This window comes from Klebsiella sp. 54 (assembly GCF_018223875.1).
Lineage (GTDB): Bacteria > Pseudomonadota > Gammaproteobacteria > Enterobacterales > Enterobacteriaceae > Klebsiella > Klebsiella quasipneumoniae.
The window spans coordinates 92,511-109,376 of sequence record NZ_JAGRRA010000002.1 but is presented as its reverse complement, the minus strand read 5'-3'; the positions used below and the strand labels follow the sequence as shown (position 1 = coordinate 109,376).

Here is a 16,866-nt window from a genome sequence, read left to right as displayed (position 1 = left end):
ATCGGCGCCAACCGTAGCCCGGATGAGGCGTTAGCCGCTATCCGGGAAACCTCGCTTGCTGCGACCGAATCTTCACCCAACTGTAATCTGAACGACATCTCCACCTTCTACTGTCTGGGCAGGACGGAGGAGGAGCCACTATGTTTAGTCTCGACAACGTACTCGATGACCTGTGGCCTCAGGCGAGGCCCGCCCCCTGGCAAAAGAAACTGTTAAAAAAGCTATTTTATGAGGAAGAGTTTCAACAATTTGCCGACCGTCACCGCCACCTGAAGGGGCTTGATACGGTCGAACAGGTGCTGGAATACCTCAATATCCGCTGCGCCATCCCGGCGCACGATCTCGAACAAATCCCCGAATATGGCCCGCTGGTCATTATCGCTAACCACCCCACCGGCACCCTCGACGGCCTGGCGCTCCTGTATGCGGTATCCCGCGTGCGACGCGACGTCAAAGTGGTCACCAACCGCATGCTCACCCACCTTGAGCCTCTGAGCTCGCTGTTTATCCCGGTGGATAATATTCATGGCCGCACCGCTAAAACGGCGCTGCAGCAGATGGACCAGCAGCTACAGGCCGGTGGGGTACTGATCTTCTTCCCGGCGGGGGAAGTCTCTCGCCTTACCCGTCGCGGCATTCGCGATAAAAAATGGCACTCGGGCTTTATTAAGCTGGCGGCGAAATATCGCGCCCCGCTGCTGCCGGCGTGGATTCATGCCCACAACAGCGCCCTGTTTTACGCCAGCACCCTAGTCTCCGACAACCTGCCGCTGCTCCTGCTGATGCAGCAGATGTTTCGCCGGCGCAACAGCAGCCTGCCGGTGCGTATCGGCCAGCAGATCCCCTGGTCGAGCTGGTTCGATGCCCAGTCCAGCGCTCGCGAACTTACCGGCCGCTGCTATCAGCACCTTGAACAGCTGCGCAAAGGGCTGCCTGGGCAGTTCAAAACTGAAAGCGCCATCGCCCGCCCGGAAGATCGGGCGCGGCTCAAACGCGAACTGCACAAGGCCGAATGCCTGGGCCGCACCGCCGATGGCAAAGTGATTTACCTCTGGCAGCGCAACGGTCAGGAGGAGGCGCCGCTGCTGCGCGAGCTGGGACGCCTGCGGGAAATCGCCTTCCGCGCGGTTGGCGAAGGCAGCGGCAAACGGCGGGATATCGACGGGTATGATGACGACTATTTGCATCTGATCCTGTGGGATGAAGAAGACCTCGAGATCGTCGGCGCTTACCGCTTTATGCCGACGGCCATACAGCTGGCAAAGCGCGGCCTGGAGGGGATCTACAGCTCCAGTCTGTTCCACTACGACGGGCGAATGGACGACATCCTGCAGCACGGCATTGAGCTGGGGCGCAGCTTTATCCAGCCGCGCTACTGGGGTCGACGCGGGCTGGACTACCTGTGGTCCGGCATCGGCGCTTATCTAGCGCGCTACCCGCACTATCGCTATCTGTTTGGCCCGGTATCGATTTCTGGTGGGCTGCCGCCCGCCGCTCGCGATCTGCTGGTGGCGTTCTACCGGCTGTGGTTCCCGGCGACGCACCCGCTGGCGGAGTCCCGTCGCCCTTATCCGGCCTCGCTGCCCGACGTGCTGGCGCAGTTTGGCGGGGAGGATTACAACGACGACCTGGCCCGGCTGAAGTCCCTGCTCGGCAACCTCGGCTGCGCGATCCCGCCGCTGTATAAGCAGTACTCGGAAGTGTGCGAGCCGGGCGGCGTGCAGTTTATCGATTTCGGCAGCGATCCGGATTTCAATAACTGCGTGGATGGTCTGGTGCTGGTGGATTTGACCTATCTGAAAGCGAACCGCTATCAGCGCTATATTGGCGCGCATTTAGCTTTGCAGGCCGGATAGCCGGTTTATCCTGCCATCCGGCCAGGGTGGCGGATGGCAGGGGTAGTTCTGCAGGCAACATTAACCGCGGCTACGACGCCCGGAAATACGGCTTATCGCCGAGAATCGTCGCCCGGTGCATAATGCGCCGCTGCGGCAGATAGTCGGCATTGGCGTAATGCTGCGTCACCCGGTTATCCCAGATAGCGACATCGTTCGGCTGCCAGCGCCAGCGCACCTGAAACTCCGGTTTGGTGATATGGGCAAACAGGAAGCTCAGCAGCGCCGCGCTCTCTTTCTCGGTCACGTCGACAATCCGCGTGGTAAAGCCTTCATTAACGAACAGCGCCTGCTTGCCGGTCACCGGGTGGGTACGCACCACCGGGTGCAGCAGGGGTGGATGCTTCGCCACCGCCTCCTGCCAGCGCCGATGCTCGGCTTCCGTGTGGTTGTACTTATACTCCTGGAACGATTTACGGAAATCGTGTTCCGCATGCAGGCCGCTCAGCAGCTGCCGGAAGGGTTCTGACAGCGCTTCCCAGGCGGCAATGCCGCTGGTCCACAGAGTATCCCCGCCGGTCGCCGGCAGCTCTTTCGCCGCCAGAATGGCGCCGGCGGGCGGCGTGTCGATAAAGGTGACATCGGTATGCCAGTTGTCATTATCCGGCGGATTATCGTTGTGGGTATCGAGGACGATAATCTCTTCCACGCCAGGGGCGTGAGGGTAGACCGGATGAATATGCAGGTCGCCAAACCGCAGCGCCAGGTCGCGCTGTTGCGCCGGGGTGATATTCTGTTCGCGCAGGAATACCACCTGATGACGCAGCACCGCGTGATACAGCTGCTCAAACTGGTTGTCGCTCAGCGGACGGGTTAAATCCGCCCCGGTCACCAGCGCGCCAATATACGGCCCCAGCGGGGTAATGCTCAGACGTTCACTCATTGTACTTCTCCATGCCAGGGCGTCAGGCGGCGCTGCAGCGCGCGCAGCCCCAGTTCCAGTAAAAAGGCGATAATGGCAATGACTGCGATCCCCGCCAGCACCACATCGGTGGCGAGAAACTCGCCGGCGGACTGCACCATAAACCCTAACCCACGGGTGGCGGCGATCAGCTCAGCGGCCACCAGCGTTGACCAGCCCACCCCGAGACCAATGCGCAGCCCGGTGAGGATCTCCGGCAGCGCGCCGGGCAGGATCACCAGCCACAGCACCTGCGCCCGGCTGGCGCCCAGCGAACGGGCGGCGCGAATCCGCACCTGCTGCGCGCTTTTCACCCCCGCCAGCGCCGACATCGCTACCGGGGCGAAAATCGCCAGGTAGATCAGCAGGATCTTTGACGTTTCACCAATGCCAAACCAGATCACCATCAGCGGTAAGTAGGCCAGCGGCGGCACCGGACGATAAAGCTCGATCAGCGGATCGAGGATCCCGCGCACCGTTGAGTTGAGCCCCATGGCGATCCCCACCGGTACGCCGATCAGCACCGCCGCCAGCAGCGCGATAACGATCCGCGTCAGGCTCGCCGCCAGGTGCTGCCAGAGCGTCGCATCCATAAAGCCCTGCGGCCCGGCGATGGTGATAAGCTTCTGCAACACCTGTCCTGGCGGCGGCAGAAACAGCGGGCTAATCAGCTGCAGCGCCGCGACCGCCCACCAGACGGCCAGCAGCACCGCCAGGGTCGCCACGCTGAGGGTAAGCTGACGGGAGAGCGGCCAGCGCCATTTCAGCGTCGTCTGACGCGGTTTGTCGTTCAGTACCACGCTCATGAGAAAGCCTCCCGTTGGTCAAACACCCGGCTCAAAATGTATTCCCGCTGTTCAATAAACCGCGGGTCGGATTTGATGCTGCGGCAGGATTCGCCCGCGACAAAGCGACGGCTGAAATCAAGCGGCAGCCGCTCCACCACCCGTCCCGGCCCCGGCGACAGCAGCACCAGCTCGGTGGCCATAAAGATGGCCTCTTCAATGTCATGAGTGATCAGCAGCACCTGTTTGCCGGTCTCATGCCACAGTTTCAGCAGCAATGTCTGCATCTGCTCGCGGGTAAAGGCGTCAAGCGCGCCGAAGGGCTCATCCAGCAGCAACAGCTGCGGATTCGCCGCCAGCGCCCGGGCGATGCCCACCCGCTGGCGTTGACCGCCGGACAGCTGCCAGATAAAGCGTTTTTCCGCCCCTTCGAGACCCACCTTCTTCAGCATCTGCGCCGCCGCTTGCCGGCGCTGCGCTTTATCCACGCCCGCCAGCTGCAGACCCAGCGCCACGTTATCCTGCACATTGCGCCACGGCAGCAGACCTTCATTCTGGAAGACCACGCCGCGCTCTGCGCCCGGCCCGGTCACCCGCTGACCTTCGAGAGTGATGCTGCCGTGCTGATAGGGCACGAATCCGGCAATCAGGTTCAGCAGGGTAGTTTTACCGCAGCCCGAGGGCCCCAGCACCACCAACAGCTCCCCACTCTCCAGCGTCAGGTTGATATCCGCCAGCGCCGGTTTACCGCCGTAGTCGGCGGAAAGATGCGAGATTTGCAGCATCGCCGCCTCCTTTACTTCACAAAGCGGTCAGTCACGTACTGACGATAATCGGTTCCCGCCGCAGGCACTTTGCCCTGCTCTTTCAGGAAGCGCGCGGTATCCACGATGGCCTGATTGACCGGCCCGTTCAGCGCCTGCGCCTGCTCAGCGGCGGTGAGATAGGTATTGCCCTTCACCAGCCCCGGGACATCGGCTTCCGGCACCCCGCTCAGGCGCGCCAGCTTGCTGATGTTGTCCGGCTGTTTCAGCCATGCCTCCGGGTTGGCGATGTAGGGCTGCTGGGCGTCGATGGCGCTTTTAGCGAACGCTTTGACAATCTCCGGATGCTGCTCGGCGAAGTCCTTACGGACCACCCAGACGTCGAGGGTCGGCGCGCCCCACTCCCCAACCTGCGCGGAATCGGTCAGCACCTTGCCCTCTTTTTCCAGTTCATTAACCGCTGGCGCCCAGACGTAAGCGCCATCGATATCCCCGCGCTGCCAGGCGGCGATAATCGCCGGCGGCTGCAGGTTAATAATCTGCACCTGGCCCGGCTTGATGCCCCAGTGTTTGAGCGCCGACAGCAGGCTATAGTGGGTGGTGGAGATAAACGGCACGGCGATGCGCTTGCCGATCAGATCTTCCGGTTTGGTGATGCTTTTCTTCACCACCAGCGCTTCGGAGTTGCCGAGCTTTGAGGCAAGCAGGAACACTTCAATCGGCACCTGCTGGCTGGCGGCCACCGCCAGCGGGCTGGAGCCGATATTGCCGATCTGCACATCGCCGGAGGCCAGAGCCCGCACCACGCTGGCGCCGCTGTCAAATTTCCGCCAGTCGACGGTCGCCCCGCTGGTTTTGGCGAAGGTGTTGTCCGCCTGGGCGACTTTCGCCGGCTCAGCGGAGGTTTGATACGCCACGGTAACGTTGACCGCCTGCGCCTGGAAGGCGGCGACGGCCAGCGCCGCCAGAAGAGTAATTCGCGATGTGAATGCCATAATGTCTGCTTCCCCTGAGTTGTTATAGGTGCAGTATTTCCGGCATCAGGATGGAGATGAAGTAATTAAAAATTCTGGCTAATAGCGAATCGTTTTTAGAACAAAAGCGGGAAAGGATAGTTGATTTTGAGCGATTGGTTGGTGGCAGATGGTTGGCGCCGGGTGGCGGCTGCGCCTTGCCCGCCCTACGGATCGCGCAAGGTGTAGGCCGGGTAAGCGCAGCGCCACCCGGCAAAAAACTCAGCGCTTCGCGTTAAGCTCAGCAATATCCTTCGGCGTGGTGCGGCAGCAGCCGCCGATCAGCTTCGCCCCGGCCGCCAGCCACTGCGGCAGATAATCCGCCAGGCTGGCGCAGGCTTCGCCATGATGATGCCAGGTCTTGCTCACCGCATCATAATGCTCGCCGGAGTTAGGATAGACCACCAGCGGCAGCGCCGTCAGGCTGTGCAAATGCGCCAGCGCCGCGGGCGTATTTTCCAGCGCGATACAGTTGATCCCCACCGCCACCACCTGCGGGTTATCCGCCAGGGCGGCCATCACCTCGCGCAGCGGCGTGCCGTCGCTGAGATGTTCGGCGTCGCGCAGTGTGAAGGAGTACCAGGCGCGAGCGCGGGGATACTCCTGCAGCAGGGCCGCCAGGGCCTGGATCTCGGCGAATGACGGCAGGGTTTCACAGGCCAGCAGGTCGGCGCCCGCATCCAGCAGCGCTTCGACGCGCGGCCGGTGGAAGGCCTGGAACTCTGCCGCGCTGCGCTGATAATCGCCGCGATACTCCGAGCCGTCGGCAAGAAACGCGCCATACGGCCCCACCGAACCGGCGACCAGCAGCGTGCCGGCCTGCGGGTTCTCGGCGAGGTACGCCTCGCGCGCTTTGCGCGCCAGCTCGACGCTTTTGCCGATCAGCGCCCGGGACTGCGCGTCATCCAGCCCGCGTGCGGCAAAACCCGCCGGGGTGGCCTGATAGCTGGCGGTGATCGCCACCTGCGCCCCGGCGCGAAAGTAGTCGAGATGCACATCGCGGATCAGCTGCGGGTTCTCCAGCAGCACTTTCGCCGACCACAGGCTGTCAGCCAGATCGCAGCCGCGTGCCTCCAGCTCGGTGGCCATAGCGCCGTCCAGCAGCACGAAAGGCTGGGCGGCAAGCAGGGCGGTAAACGGATTAGTCTGCGACATGTTGGGGCTCCTGAGTCATTTTCCGTGAACGAGTAAGATACCAGGCACCATAGCACAGGGCCACAAAGGGGATCCCGCACCACAGCGCAATTCTCTGGCTCGGGTCAAAAGCAAGGCCCACGCAGGCCACCAGGCACAGCACAAAGCCCAGAATCGGCACCACTGGATACCAGGGGGCGCGATATTGCAGGTCGCTCAGCGCCTTACCCTGCTGCAGATGGCGGCGGCGGAACATAAAGTGCGAGGCGCAGATGCTCAACCACACCGCCACCACCGCAAAACCGGAGATCGCCGACAGCGCCACAAACACCGTGTCGGGCGCCACCACGCTGGAGAACAGCGCCAGCACGCCGCCCAGCATACTCACCGACAGCGCGGTCACCGGCACGCCCCGTTTATTGACTTTGGCAAAGCAGGCCGGCAGCGTCTTCTCGTTCGACAGCGACCAGAGCATCCGCCCGGAAGCGTACAGGCCGGAGTTGGCCGCCGAGAGGATCGCCGTCAGGATCACGAAGTTGAAAATATCCGCCGCGTAAGGGATACCCACCTTTTCAAACACCAGCACGAAGGGGCTTTTCTCCACCCCCGCCTGCTGCATCGGGATCAGCGCCGCCAGCACAAATACGGTGCCGATAAAGAAAATAATCAGCCGGGCGATGGTGGTGCGGATGGCAACCGGAATAACCTTATGCGGGTTTTCCGTCTCCCCGGCGGCAATGCCGATAAGCTCCGTCCCGGAGAAGGCGAAGTTCACCGCCACCATGGTCATCAGGATCGGCAGGCCGCCGTGCGGGAACCAGCCTTCGGCGGTGATATTGCGCAGGCCCGGCGCCGGGGAGCCATCCTGCATCGGAATGATGCCGAAAATGGCCGCGCCGCCGAGAATAATAAACGCGATGATGGTGATCACTTTCACCAGCGAGAACCAGAACTCGCCTTCGGCGAAGAAGCGGGTCGAAATGATGTTAAGGCCGAAGATCACCGCGCAGAACACCACGCACCAGATCCAGACCGGCACCTGCGGGAACCAGTACTGCATACAGAAGCCAGCGGCGGTAAAGCTCGAACCCAGCGCCACCGTCCACGTCAGCCAGTAGAGCCACGCCACGGTATAGCCCGTCGCCGGGCCAAGGTAACGCGCCGCGTAAACGTGGAAAGCGCCGGTCTCCGGCATCGCTACCGACAGTTCGCCGAGGCACTGCATCACCAGCCAGACCACCAGGGCGCCAATCAGATACGCCAGCAGCGTCCCGGCCGCGCCGGTGGTGGAGATGATATAGCCGGTATTAAAGAACAGGCCGGTGCCAATCACGCCGCCGAGCGACAGCATGATCAGATGACGCGTTTTCATGGTGCGCTTCAGTTGCCCACCTTGTTGTTGTGTTGTGCTTTGCATTTTATTTTCTCACGCCAACCCGCTTGCCCGGGTCATGATGCGTATAAACGTATAGACATCTAAACATCCAAAAGAAGAAGTGTTATACCGTGCCGCCGCTGAAAAAGCAAAGCCGCTGCACCAGGTCGCGCGCCGACAGCGTGCAGCCTGCCCCATTTTTGCGCAGCGCCGACGGGCGCTCCCCGAACTGGCGCCTCATCGCGACGGACAACGTTCTGGCACTCTCTTTGCAGCCTGTCGTTCAGAACCTTTCTATCTGGCGAGGCAACACGTATGACAGAGCACACCACCACCTTAAAAAGAACGCTCGGCAGTTTTCGTTTATGGGGGATCGCCGTCGGACTGGTGATATCCGGGGAGTACTTCGGCTGGAGCTACGGCTGGTCGCAGGCGGGCACGATGGGGTTTATGGTCGTCGCCCTCGCGGTCGCCGCCATGTACTGCGCCTTTATTTTCAGCTTTACCGAGCTGACCACCGCCATCCCGCACGCTGGCGGCCCTTTCGCCTATGCCTACCGCGCCTTCGGGCCCACCGGCGGCTTTATCGCCGGTTTTGCCACTCTGATTGAATTCGTCTTCGCCCCGCCGGCCATCGCCATGGCCATCGGCGCCTACCTCAACGTGCAGTTTCCGGCGCTGGATCCGAAATGGGTCGCCTGCGGCGCCTACGTGATCTTTATGACGCTCAATATCCTCGGCGTCGGCATCGCCGCCACCTTCGAGCTGATCGTCACCCTGCTGGCCATCTTCGAGCTGCTGGTGTTTATGGGCGTAGTCGCCCCCGGCTTCTCCTGGAGCCATTTCATCACTAACGGCTGGGCGGGCGCGGAAAGCTTTAGCGGCCTGGCGCTGCCGGGGATGTTCGCCGCCATTCCGTTCGCTATCTGGTTCTTCCTCGCCATTGAGGGGGCTTCCATGGCCGCCGAAGAGGCCAAAGATCCGCAGCGCACCATTCCCCGCGCCCTGGGCGGCGGCATTCTGACGCTGACGGTGCTGGCGATTGGGGTGATGGTCTTCGCCGGCGGCGTCGGCGACTGGCGCGCGCTGTCCAATATTAACGATCCGCTGCCCCAGGCGATGAAGACGGTCGTGGGCAACGGCAGCGGCTGGCTGCATATGCTGGTGTGGCTGGGGCTGTTTGGCCTCGTCGCCTCCTTCCACGGCATCATTATGGGCTACTCGCGGCAGATCTACTCCCTCGCCCGCGCCGGCTATCTGCCCGCCGGTCTGGCCACCCTCAATCGCCGCACCCGCACTCCGCATCTGGCGATCCTCGCCGGCGGCGTGGTGGGCATCGCCGCGATTTTCTCCGACTCGCTGATCACCATCAGCGGCATGCCGCTAACCGCCTGCATCGTCACCATGTCGGTATTTGGGGCTATTGTTATGTATATCACTTCCATGGCGGCGCTGTTCAAACTGCGCCGTAGCGAGCCGAAGCTGATCCGTCCGTTCCGCGCGCCGCTCTACCCGCTGGCGCCGGCCTTTGCCCTCGGCATGGCGGTGCTCTGCCTGGTGGCGATGGTTTGGTATAACCTGCTGCTGGCGCTGATTTTCGCGGCGATGATGCTCGGCGGCTACCTGTGGTTCCGCAAAACCGCAGCGGCCCGTGAACGGGCGCCAGTGGATCCTCAACTGCGAACGGTCTCCTGAGGAGGCGGCATGTATAAAACCACGCTATCGGGCCAGGTATGGCGCTTTGATAGTCTGAAAACGCTGATGGCGAAAGCGTCGCCGGCCCGCTCCGGCGACGCCCTGGCGGGGGTTATCGCCCACTCAGCCGAAGAGCGGATGGCGGCGAAAATGACCCTCGCCGAGGTGCCGCTGACCGACATCCTCGACAATCCGCTTATCCCTTACGAGCAGGACGAAGTGACCCGCCTGATCCTCGACACCCACGATGCGCAGGGCTTTGCCGCCCTGCGTCACCTGACGGTCGGCGATTTCCGCGACTGGCTGCTGGACGATGCCACCGATACCGCCACGCTGCAGCGGGTCGCCCGCGCTATCACCCCGGAGATGGCGGCGGCGGTAAGCAAGCTGATGCGCAATCAGGATCTGATCCTCGCCGCCAGCAAATGTCAGGTGGTGACGCGCTTTCGCAACACCATCGGCCTGCCCGGCCACCTCAGCGTGCGCCTGCAGCCCAACCATCCCACCGATGACCTGAAAGGCATTGCCGCCAGTATGCTCGACGGGCTGCTGTACGGCGCCGGGGACGCGGTGATCGGCATCAACCCGGCCAGCGACAGCTTACCGGTGCTGGCGCAGTTGAACGTGATGCTGGACGATATTATCCAGCGCTTCGCCATTCCCACCCAGTCCTGCATTTTGACCCACGTCACCAATACGCTGCAGCTGATTGAGCGCGGCGCGCCGGTGGATCTGGTGTTTCAGTCGGTGGCAGGAACCGAAGCGGCCAACAGCGGCTTCGGCATCAATCTTGCCATGCTGCAGGAGGCCCGCGAAGCGGCCCTCAGCCTCGGTCGCGGTACCCTCGGCAACAATGTGATGTATTTTGAGACCGGGCAGGGGAGCTGCCTGTCGGCCAACGCCCACCACGGCGTCGACCAACAGACCTGCGAGGCGCGGGCCTACGCCGTCGCCCGCCACTTTGAACCGCTGCTGGTCAATACGGTGGTCGGCTTTATCGGTCCGGAGTATCTCTACGACGGCAAGCAGATTATTCGCGCCGGGCTGGAAGATCACTTCTGCGGCAAGCTGATGGGCCTGCCGATCGGCTGCGACGTCTGCTATACCAACCACGCGGAAGCGGATCAGGATGATATGGACACCCTGCTGACCCTGCTGTGCGCCGCCGGGCTCACCTTCCTGATCGGCGTGCCCGGGGCGGACGATATCATGCTCAATTACCAGAGCACCTCGTTCCATGACGCACTGTACGCCCGTCGCCTGCTGGGCTTAAAGCATGCCCCGGAGTTCGCCGACTGGCTGGCGAAGATGCAAATTATCGATCCGCACGGCGCGCTGCGGCTCACCGACGCCCGCCATCCGCTGCTGTCCGTCCTGCCGCAAGGAGCCCCCGTATGAACCGTCCCGACGCCTGGAACCCGCTGCGTGAATTTACCGATGCGCGGATCGCCCTGGGGCGCAGCGGCGCCAGCCTGCCGACCCGCGAAGTCCTCAACTTTGGTCTGGCCCACGCCAGAGCGCGGGACGCCATTCATCAGCCGTTCGCCAGCCAGCAGCTGGTGGCGCCGCTAGCGGCGCTCGGCCTCGACGCTCTGACGGTGCACAGCGCCGCGCCGGACCGTCACACCTATCTGCGGCGTCCGGATCTCGGAAGGCAGCTTGCCGACGAAAGCCGCGCCGACCTCGCCGCCAGCGGCGTCCGCCCCGCCGACCTGCTGCTGGTGATCGGCGACGGCCTCTCTTCATGGGCGGTAGAGCGCCAGGCGGTGCCGTTGATCCGCGCCCTGCTGCCCTATCTGCAGACGCTGGGTATCGGCCTGGCGCCGGTGGTGCTGGCGCATCAGTCACGGGTGGCGCTGGGGGATGATATTGGCGAAACCCTGAAAGCCCGCGCGGTGGCGATCTTGATTGGCGAACGACCGGGTCTCTCCTCACCGGACAGCCTCGGCGTCTACCTCACCTGGCAGCCGCATCGGCAGCGGCTGGAGTCGGAGCGCAACTGTATCTCCAATATTCGCCCGGAAGGGCTGAGCCATGACGCCGCCGCCTTTAAACTGGCCTGGCTGCTGGAGCAGGCTTTTTTACGACGGCTTACCGGAGTGCGCCTGAAAGATGAAAGCGATAATCCGGCGCTGCATGGGAAAATAAAACCATTGCCCCCTTTAAAATAATAAGTCACGTGAGCAGCAGAATACATTGTTAATATTACCGGGCGCACCTGAATATTATATTCGGGTGCACGCTGAAATTTCCCGGCGGCGCTTCGCTTGCGCGGGCCGACGAAAACCGTTTAACCGGTATATTGCCTGTTTTCAGGCCGGGTAAGGCGCCTGTCGCCACCCGGCAAAATGCGTTCACCGTATCAAAAACCGTGTGGTCGCCAGCCTTATGCCCTTGCCTGCAGGTAATAAGAATATTGCATGAGTAAAAACGAAACGGACGTTGTAAGGTAATTCAGCGCATTAAAAATACCCGTCATACTTCAAGTTGCATGTGCGTTGGCTGTCAGTCACTTACTTCTGTAAGCGCCTGGGGACTCGCTCACTTGCCGCCTTCATGCGACTCGAATTATTTAGGGTATATATCTCGTTATCTATTCAACATAACAGCCAATAATTCGCCGGATAAGCTGGCGCATTATTCCTCAATGTTATGCAGTCATTGATGGTTAAAGATAAATAATCGACCGACGGAGAAATACCCATGAAATCGTTTTCCGGGAAAGCGTCTTTAATGGCCACGCTGGTTGCCGCGCTGGTCGGCGCCAGCAGCGCGCAGGCAGCGGAAATTAAAATCGGGGTGGTATTACCCCTGAGCGGCGCCCTCAGCGGCTATGGCCAGCCGTCGCAGAAAGGGCTGGACATTATTCAGGCCATCACCCCGACGTTAAAAAATGGCGATACCATCAAGCTTATCGTTATCGATGATAAAAGCGACAAAGTCGAAGCGGCCAACGCCATGCAGCGCCTGGTCTCCAGCGATAAAGTGGATGCCGTTATCGGGGAAGTCACCTCCTCCAACACCCTGGCGATGACCAAGATCGCCGATGACAGCAAAACGCCGCTGGTCTCCTCCACCGCCACCAACGACCGCGTCACCCGCAACCATCCCTACGTCAGCCGGGTCTGCTTCTCGGACAGCTTCCAGGGGGTGGTCGGGGCCAATCTGGCCTCCCGCGATCTGAAAGCCAAAACCGCCGCCATCGTGTTTGACAGCAGCAACGATTACTCCGTCGGCCTGGCGAAAGCGTTCCGCACCCAGTTCCTGAAAAACGGCGGCACCATTCCCATCGAGGTCCAGGCCCCGGGCGGCAGCAAGGACTTTAAAGCCCAGCTGGCGAGCGTCAAGGCGAAGAATGTCGACATGATTTACATGCCGATCTACTACACCGAAGGGGCGCTGATTGCCGTGCAGTCTAAACAGCTGGGGCTCAACAAACCGGTGGTGGGCGGCGATGGACTGGCCGCGGATCAGGTCTTCTTCGATGTCGGTAAAGACGCGGTCAACGGCTATATGACCACCGATTATTACTCGCCGAACGCCAAAGAGCAGACCCCGGCGGGGGAAACCTTCATCAAAGCCTGGGAAGCCAAATACCAGCAGCCGACCCATACCTGGGGCGCAATGGCGGCGGATGCCTATAACGTCATCGTCAACGCCATGAACCAGTGCAGCGATCCCCACGATCGGGTCTGCGTAAATGAAAAAATCCGCGCCACCAAAGATTTCCAGGGCGTGACCGGCACGCTGACCTTACAGAACGGCGATGCCATTCGCAGCGCGGTCATCAACGAAGTGAAAGATGGCAAGCTGGCGTTTCGTACCGTGGTTAACCCTTAAGTTGTGACGAGGCTACAAAATGGACGGCGCCATTTTTCTCCAGCAAGTGGTCAATGGAATGAGTCTTGGGGGCATGTACGCCCTGATTGCCATCGGTTATACGATGGTTTATGGCGTGCTGCGGCTGATCAACTTCGCCCATGCGGACGTGATGATGGTCGGCGCGTTTAGTACGCTGTTTTTATTTTCTTCGGTTGGGCTACCCTTCGGGGTAGCCGTTTTCCTGACCCTCGGGCTGTGCGGCCTGTTTGGTATGCTGATTGACCGGGTTGCCTATCGTCCGCTGCGTCAGGCCTCGAAAATCTCCATGCTGATCACCGCCATCGGCGTCAGCTTCTTCCTCGAAAACCTGTTTAACGTGCTGTTCGGCGGCAGCTCGCGCTTCTTCTCCGCCCCGGACTTTTTCAACCAGACCCGGGCCTTTGGCAGCGTCATCATTACCAACGTGGCGTGGATTGTGCCGCTGATCACCGTCCTGCTGCTGCTGGCGATCCTCTGGCTGCTGTACCGCACCCGCTATGGGATGGCGATCCGCGCGGTGGCCTTTGACGTCAACACCGTGCGCCTGATGGGCATTGACGCCAACCGGATCATCTCCCTGGTCTTCGCCCTCGGCAGTAGCCTCGCGGCGCTCGGCGGCGTGTTCTACTCCATCAGCTACCCAACGATCGATCCCCTGATGGGCGTGCTTATCGGCCTGAAGGCCTTTGCCGCCGCCGTGCTCGGCGGGATCGGTAGCGTCACCGGCGCGGTGCTGGGCGGCTTTATCCTCGGTTTTACCGAAGTGGTCGCGGTGGCGATCTTCCCCGAACTGGGCGGCTATAAAGATGCTTTCGCCTTCCTGTTCTTGATTCTGGTCCTCTTGTTCCGCCCGGTCGGCATTATGGGCGACGAACGTCTGGAAAGGAGCCGTTTCTGATGCTCAACGCGACGACGACCGCCGGGGCGCAGCTGCGCAACCTGGCCATTATTGTCATCTGTATCGCGCTGCTGGCCGGAATCAACGTGGTTTTCAATGACTACATTGTTCGCGTCATCAGCACCATTTTTATCTTTATGATCCTCGCGGTCAGCTACAACCTGATCAACGGCGTGACCGGCCAGCTGTCGCTGGAGCCGAACGGCTTCGTGGCGGTGGGCGCCTACGTCACCGCCCTGCTGATCCTCTCCAGCGACAGCAAGGTAGACATGTTTGAAATGGCCGCCCCCAGCCCGTGGATCCTCAGCCTGCACGCGGGTTTCCTCCCCGCCCTGCTGATAAGCGGCCTGTGCGCGGCGGCGCTGGCGGTGTGCCTCGCCGTACCGGTCTTCCGGGTGCGGGGCGACTACCTGGCCATCGTCACCCTCGGCTTCGGGTTTATCATCAAGATCCTCGCCATTAACAACCCGCAAATCACCAACGGCGCCATCGGGCTGAACGATATTCCGCAGCAGCCGCATCTTCTGTTCTGGTGCGGGCTGTTCGCCCTGCTGGCCACCGGCATGATCCTCCAGCTGGTGTGGTCGAAGTATGGTCGGATGATGAAAGCTATTCGCGACGACGAAGATGCGGCGATCGCCATGGGGGTCAACACCTTCCGCATTAAAACCTGCGCCTTCGCTACCAGCGCCTTCTTCGAAGGGATCGGCGGCGGTCTGCTGGCTTCCCTGCTGACCACCATCTCCCCGGGGCTGTTCGACTTTATGCTCACCTTCCAGCTGCTGATTATTATCGTCCTCGGCGGACTCGGCAGCACCACCGGCGCCCTGCTCGGCACCGTGCTGGTGGTCGGCAGCGGCGAGTGGCTGCGCTTTCTCGACCAGCCGCTGCAGTTCTTCGGTCACGATCTCGGCGCCTATCCGGGCCTGAGAATGGTGGTCTTCTCCCTGCTGCTGCTGATTATCATGCTCTTCGCCCGCGAAGGGCTGCTGGGGAAAAAAGAGATTTGGCAGACCGGAAGAAGGAGCGGCGGCTATGGCGGAAAATAAAATCATCCTGCAGGTGCAGGACGTCACCATGCAGTTTGGCGGCCTGCGGGCCATCGACAACGTCAGCTTCCATGTTGACGAGGCGGAGATCTTTGGCCTTATCGGCCCGAACGGCGCGGGTAAGACCACCCTGTTTAACATCATCACCGCCAACTATAAGCCCACCAGCGGCAGCGTCACCCTCGCGGGCGCCTCGCTGAAGGGGCTGAAGCCCAACCAGGTGGTGAACGCCGGGATCGCCCGCACCTTCCAGAATATCCGGCTGTTTAACTCTATGACGGTGCTGGAGAATGTGATGGTCGGGCTCGACCGGGCCAGCCGCTATTCGTTGCTGGAGGCGGCCCTGCACATTGGCCGCTACTTTCCGGCCGAGCGGGCGGCGAAGGCCAAAGCGATGGCCATTCTGGAGGATATCGGCATCGCCCACTTCGCCCATATGCAGGCCACGAACCTGAGCTATGGCAACCAGCGCAAAGTGGAGATCGCCCGCGCGCTGGCCACCGCGCCGAAGCTGCTGCTGCTCGATGAGCCGGCTGCCGGGATGAACCCAAAGGAGACCGAGGATCTGGCGGAGCTGATCTTCCGCATGCGCCATGACTATCAGCTCAGCGTCCTGTTAATCGAGCACGATATGCCCTTCGTCAACCGCCTGTGCGAACGGGTGATGGTCCTGGAGTATGGTAAGCCATTGTTCAGCGGCCTGATGGCCGAGGCGATCCAGCATCCGGACGTCATTTCCGCTTATCTGGGAGAAGCCAATTATGCTTAACGCCCGGGAACTGAAGGTTTTTTACGGCGTGATCCAGGGGCTGAAGGGCGTCGATATCGACGTCTATGACCGGGAGATCGTCACCCTGATCGGTAGCAATGGCGCCGGTAAAACCTCCACCCTCAATGGGATCGTCAACCTGGTGCGCTCCAGCGGGCGCGTCAGCTTCCTTAACGACGATATCTCGCGCAGCCAGACCCACCAGATCGTGCGCCGCGGGCTTGCGCTGGTGCCGGAGGGACGCCGGGTCTTTACCAACCTGACCATCGAAGAGAACCTGCGCATGGGCGCTTACAATAATCTCGCCGGCTACACCCGCCTGCGCGATCGCATGTACGCCCTCTTTCCACGGCTCAAGGAGCGGCGCCATCAGATGGCTGGCACCATGAGCGGCGGCGAGCAGCAGATGCTGGCCATCGCCCGGGCGCTGATGAGCGAGCCGGTGTTATTGATGCTGGATGAACCGAGCCTCGGGCTGGCGCCGAAAATTGTCGGCGAGCTGTTCGGCATCATTAAGCAACTGCGCGAAGAGAATATGACGGTGCTGCTGGTGGAGCAGAATGCGACGGCCGCGCTGGCGATCGCCGATCGGGCGTATGTCCTGGAGAATGGCAGGATCACCTTGTCAGGCGCGGCGCGGGAGATGCTGACTAATCCGGAAATTAAGCGGATGTATCTGGGGGGATAGGCATGGTCAAAACTGCCTGGGCTGCGGCGGCGCCTCCTG

Annotated in this window: 17 protein-coding genes; 9 read left to right on the top strand and 8 right to left on the bottom strand. The window is 61.5% G+C overall.

Translation table 11 applies throughout. From position 1 onward, the window contains the following. The first annotated feature begins 140 nt into the window (after positions 1-140). Positions 141-1,856 (top strand): lysophospholipid acyltransferase family protein, encoded by a 1,716-nt coding sequence (locus KHQ24_RS02200; RefSeq protein WP_032455618.1) that lies wholly within the window; start codon positions 141-143, stop codon positions 1,854-1,856. A gap of 70 nt (positions 1,857-1,926) precedes the next feature. Here KHQ24_RS02200 and tauD read toward each other — a convergent pair whose 3' ends face one another. The 7 genes from tauD to KHQ24_RS02165 all read right to left on the bottom strand — a co-directional run bounded on the left by tauD (position 1,927) and on the right by KHQ24_RS02165 (position 8,120). Further along, positions 1,927-2,778: a taurine dioxygenase gene (tauD, locus tag KHQ24_RS02195; RefSeq protein WP_017898949.1), complete on the bottom strand. Its 852-nt coding sequence runs from the start codon at positions 2,776-2,778 to the stop codon at positions 1,927-1,929. Further along, positions 2,775-3,602, bottom strand: coding sequence for a taurine ABC transporter permease TauC (gene tauC / locus KHQ24_RS02190; RefSeq protein WP_008805332.1), 828 nt, complete (start codon positions 3,600-3,602; stop codon positions 2,775-2,777). The genes tauD and tauC overlap by 4 nt, the downstream gene beginning before the upstream one ends. Next, a complete protein-coding gene (tauB, locus tag KHQ24_RS02185; protein WP_004178719.1) occupies positions 3,599-4,366 on the bottom strand; it encodes a taurine ABC transporter ATP-binding subunit in 768 nt (255 codons plus the stop codon). Before tauB ends, tauC begins: the two co-directional genes overlap by 4 nt. An 11-nt stretch (positions 4,367-4,377) precedes the next feature. Continuing rightward, positions 4,378-5,340, bottom strand: a complete 963-nt coding sequence (gene tauA / locus KHQ24_RS02180; protein WP_004204897.1) for a taurine ABC transporter substrate-binding protein — start codon at positions 5,338-5,340, stop codon at positions 4,378-4,380. 240 nt (positions 5,341-5,580) lie between these two features. Beyond that, positions 5,581-6,513: a homocysteine S-methyltransferase gene (gene mmuM / locus KHQ24_RS02175; protein ID WP_017898951.1), complete on the bottom strand. Its 933-nt coding sequence runs from the start codon at positions 6,511-6,513 to the stop codon at positions 5,581-5,583. After that, positions 6,500-7,909 carry an S-methylmethionine permease gene (gene mmuP / locus KHQ24_RS02170; protein WP_004204899.1) on the bottom strand — a complete coding sequence of 470 codons (1,410 nt, stop codon included), beginning with the start codon at positions 7,907-7,909 and terminating at the stop codon, positions 6,500-6,502. Before mmuP ends, mmuM begins: the two co-directional genes overlap by 14 nt. 82 nt (positions 7,910-7,991) lie before the next feature. Then, a complete protein-coding gene (locus KHQ24_RS02165) occupies positions 7,992-8,120 on the bottom strand; it encodes a hypothetical protein (RefSeq protein ID WP_161992934.1) in 129 nt (42 codons plus the stop codon). 62 nt (positions 8,121-8,182) lie between these two features. Between KHQ24_RS02165 and eat the strand changes: the two genes are divergently transcribed. The 3 genes from eat to eutC are packed head-to-tail and all read left to right on the top strand — an operon-like array spanning position 8,183 to position 11,733. Next, positions 8,183-9,562, top strand: coding sequence for an ethanolamine permease (gene eat / locus KHQ24_RS02160; RefSeq protein ID WP_064794545.1), 1,380 nt, complete (start codon positions 8,183-8,185; stop codon positions 9,560-9,562). A 9-nt stretch (positions 9,563-9,571) separates the two neighbouring features. After that, complete coding sequence (locus KHQ24_RS02155; RefSeq protein ID WP_023288556.1) at positions 9,572-10,960, top strand: ethanolamine ammonia-lyase subunit EutB; 1,389 nt, start codon at positions 9,572-9,574, stop codon at positions 10,958-10,960. Then, positions 10,957-11,733, top strand: a complete 777-nt coding sequence (gene eutC, locus KHQ24_RS02150; protein ID WP_004204903.1) for an ethanolamine ammonia-lyase subunit EutC — start codon at positions 10,957-10,959, stop codon at positions 11,731-11,733. The genes KHQ24_RS02155 and eutC overlap by 4 nt, the downstream gene beginning before the upstream one ends. A gap of 426 nt (positions 11,734-12,159) precedes the next feature. Here eutC and KHQ24_RS02145 read toward each other — a convergent pair whose 3' ends face one another. Continuing rightward, entirely contained in the window at positions 12,160-12,303 is a 144-nt protein-coding gene (locus KHQ24_RS02145; RefSeq protein WP_032426080.1) for a hypothetical protein, read from the bottom strand. Between KHQ24_RS02145 and KHQ24_RS02140 the strand changes: the two genes are divergently transcribed. The 5 genes from KHQ24_RS02140 to KHQ24_RS02120 are packed head-to-tail and all read left to right on the top strand — an operon-like array spanning position 12,296 to position 16,827. Next, positions 12,296-13,402 (top strand): ABC transporter substrate-binding protein, encoded by a 1,107-nt coding sequence (locus KHQ24_RS02140; protein WP_004147267.1) that lies wholly within the window; start codon positions 12,296-12,298, stop codon positions 13,400-13,402. The two genes, KHQ24_RS02145 and KHQ24_RS02140, sit on opposite strands and share 8 nt — an antisense overlap. Positions 13,403-13,421: 19 nt before the next feature. Next, on the top strand, positions 13,422-14,321 hold the full coding sequence (locus tag KHQ24_RS02135) for a branched-chain amino acid ABC transporter permease (RefSeq protein WP_002890128.1): 900 nt from the start codon (positions 13,422-13,424) through the stop codon (positions 14,319-14,321). Then, complete coding sequence (locus KHQ24_RS02130) at positions 14,321-15,370, top strand: branched-chain amino acid ABC transporter permease (protein ID WP_002890127.1); 1,050 nt, start codon at positions 14,321-14,323, stop codon at positions 15,368-15,370. The genes KHQ24_RS02135 and KHQ24_RS02130 overlap by 1 nt, the downstream gene beginning before the upstream one ends. After that, positions 15,357-16,139 carry an ABC transporter ATP-binding protein gene (locus KHQ24_RS02125; protein WP_064794546.1) on the top strand — a complete coding sequence of 261 codons (783 nt, stop codon included), beginning with the start codon at positions 15,357-15,359 and terminating at the stop codon, positions 16,137-16,139. The genes KHQ24_RS02130 and KHQ24_RS02125 overlap by 14 nt, the downstream gene beginning before the upstream one ends. Next, positions 16,132-16,827 (top strand): ABC transporter ATP-binding protein, encoded by a 696-nt coding sequence (locus tag KHQ24_RS02120; RefSeq protein WP_004204908.1) that lies wholly within the window; start codon positions 16,132-16,134, stop codon positions 16,825-16,827. Before KHQ24_RS02125 ends, KHQ24_RS02120 begins: the two co-directional genes overlap by 8 nt. Positions 16,828-16,866 lie beyond the last annotated feature (39 nt).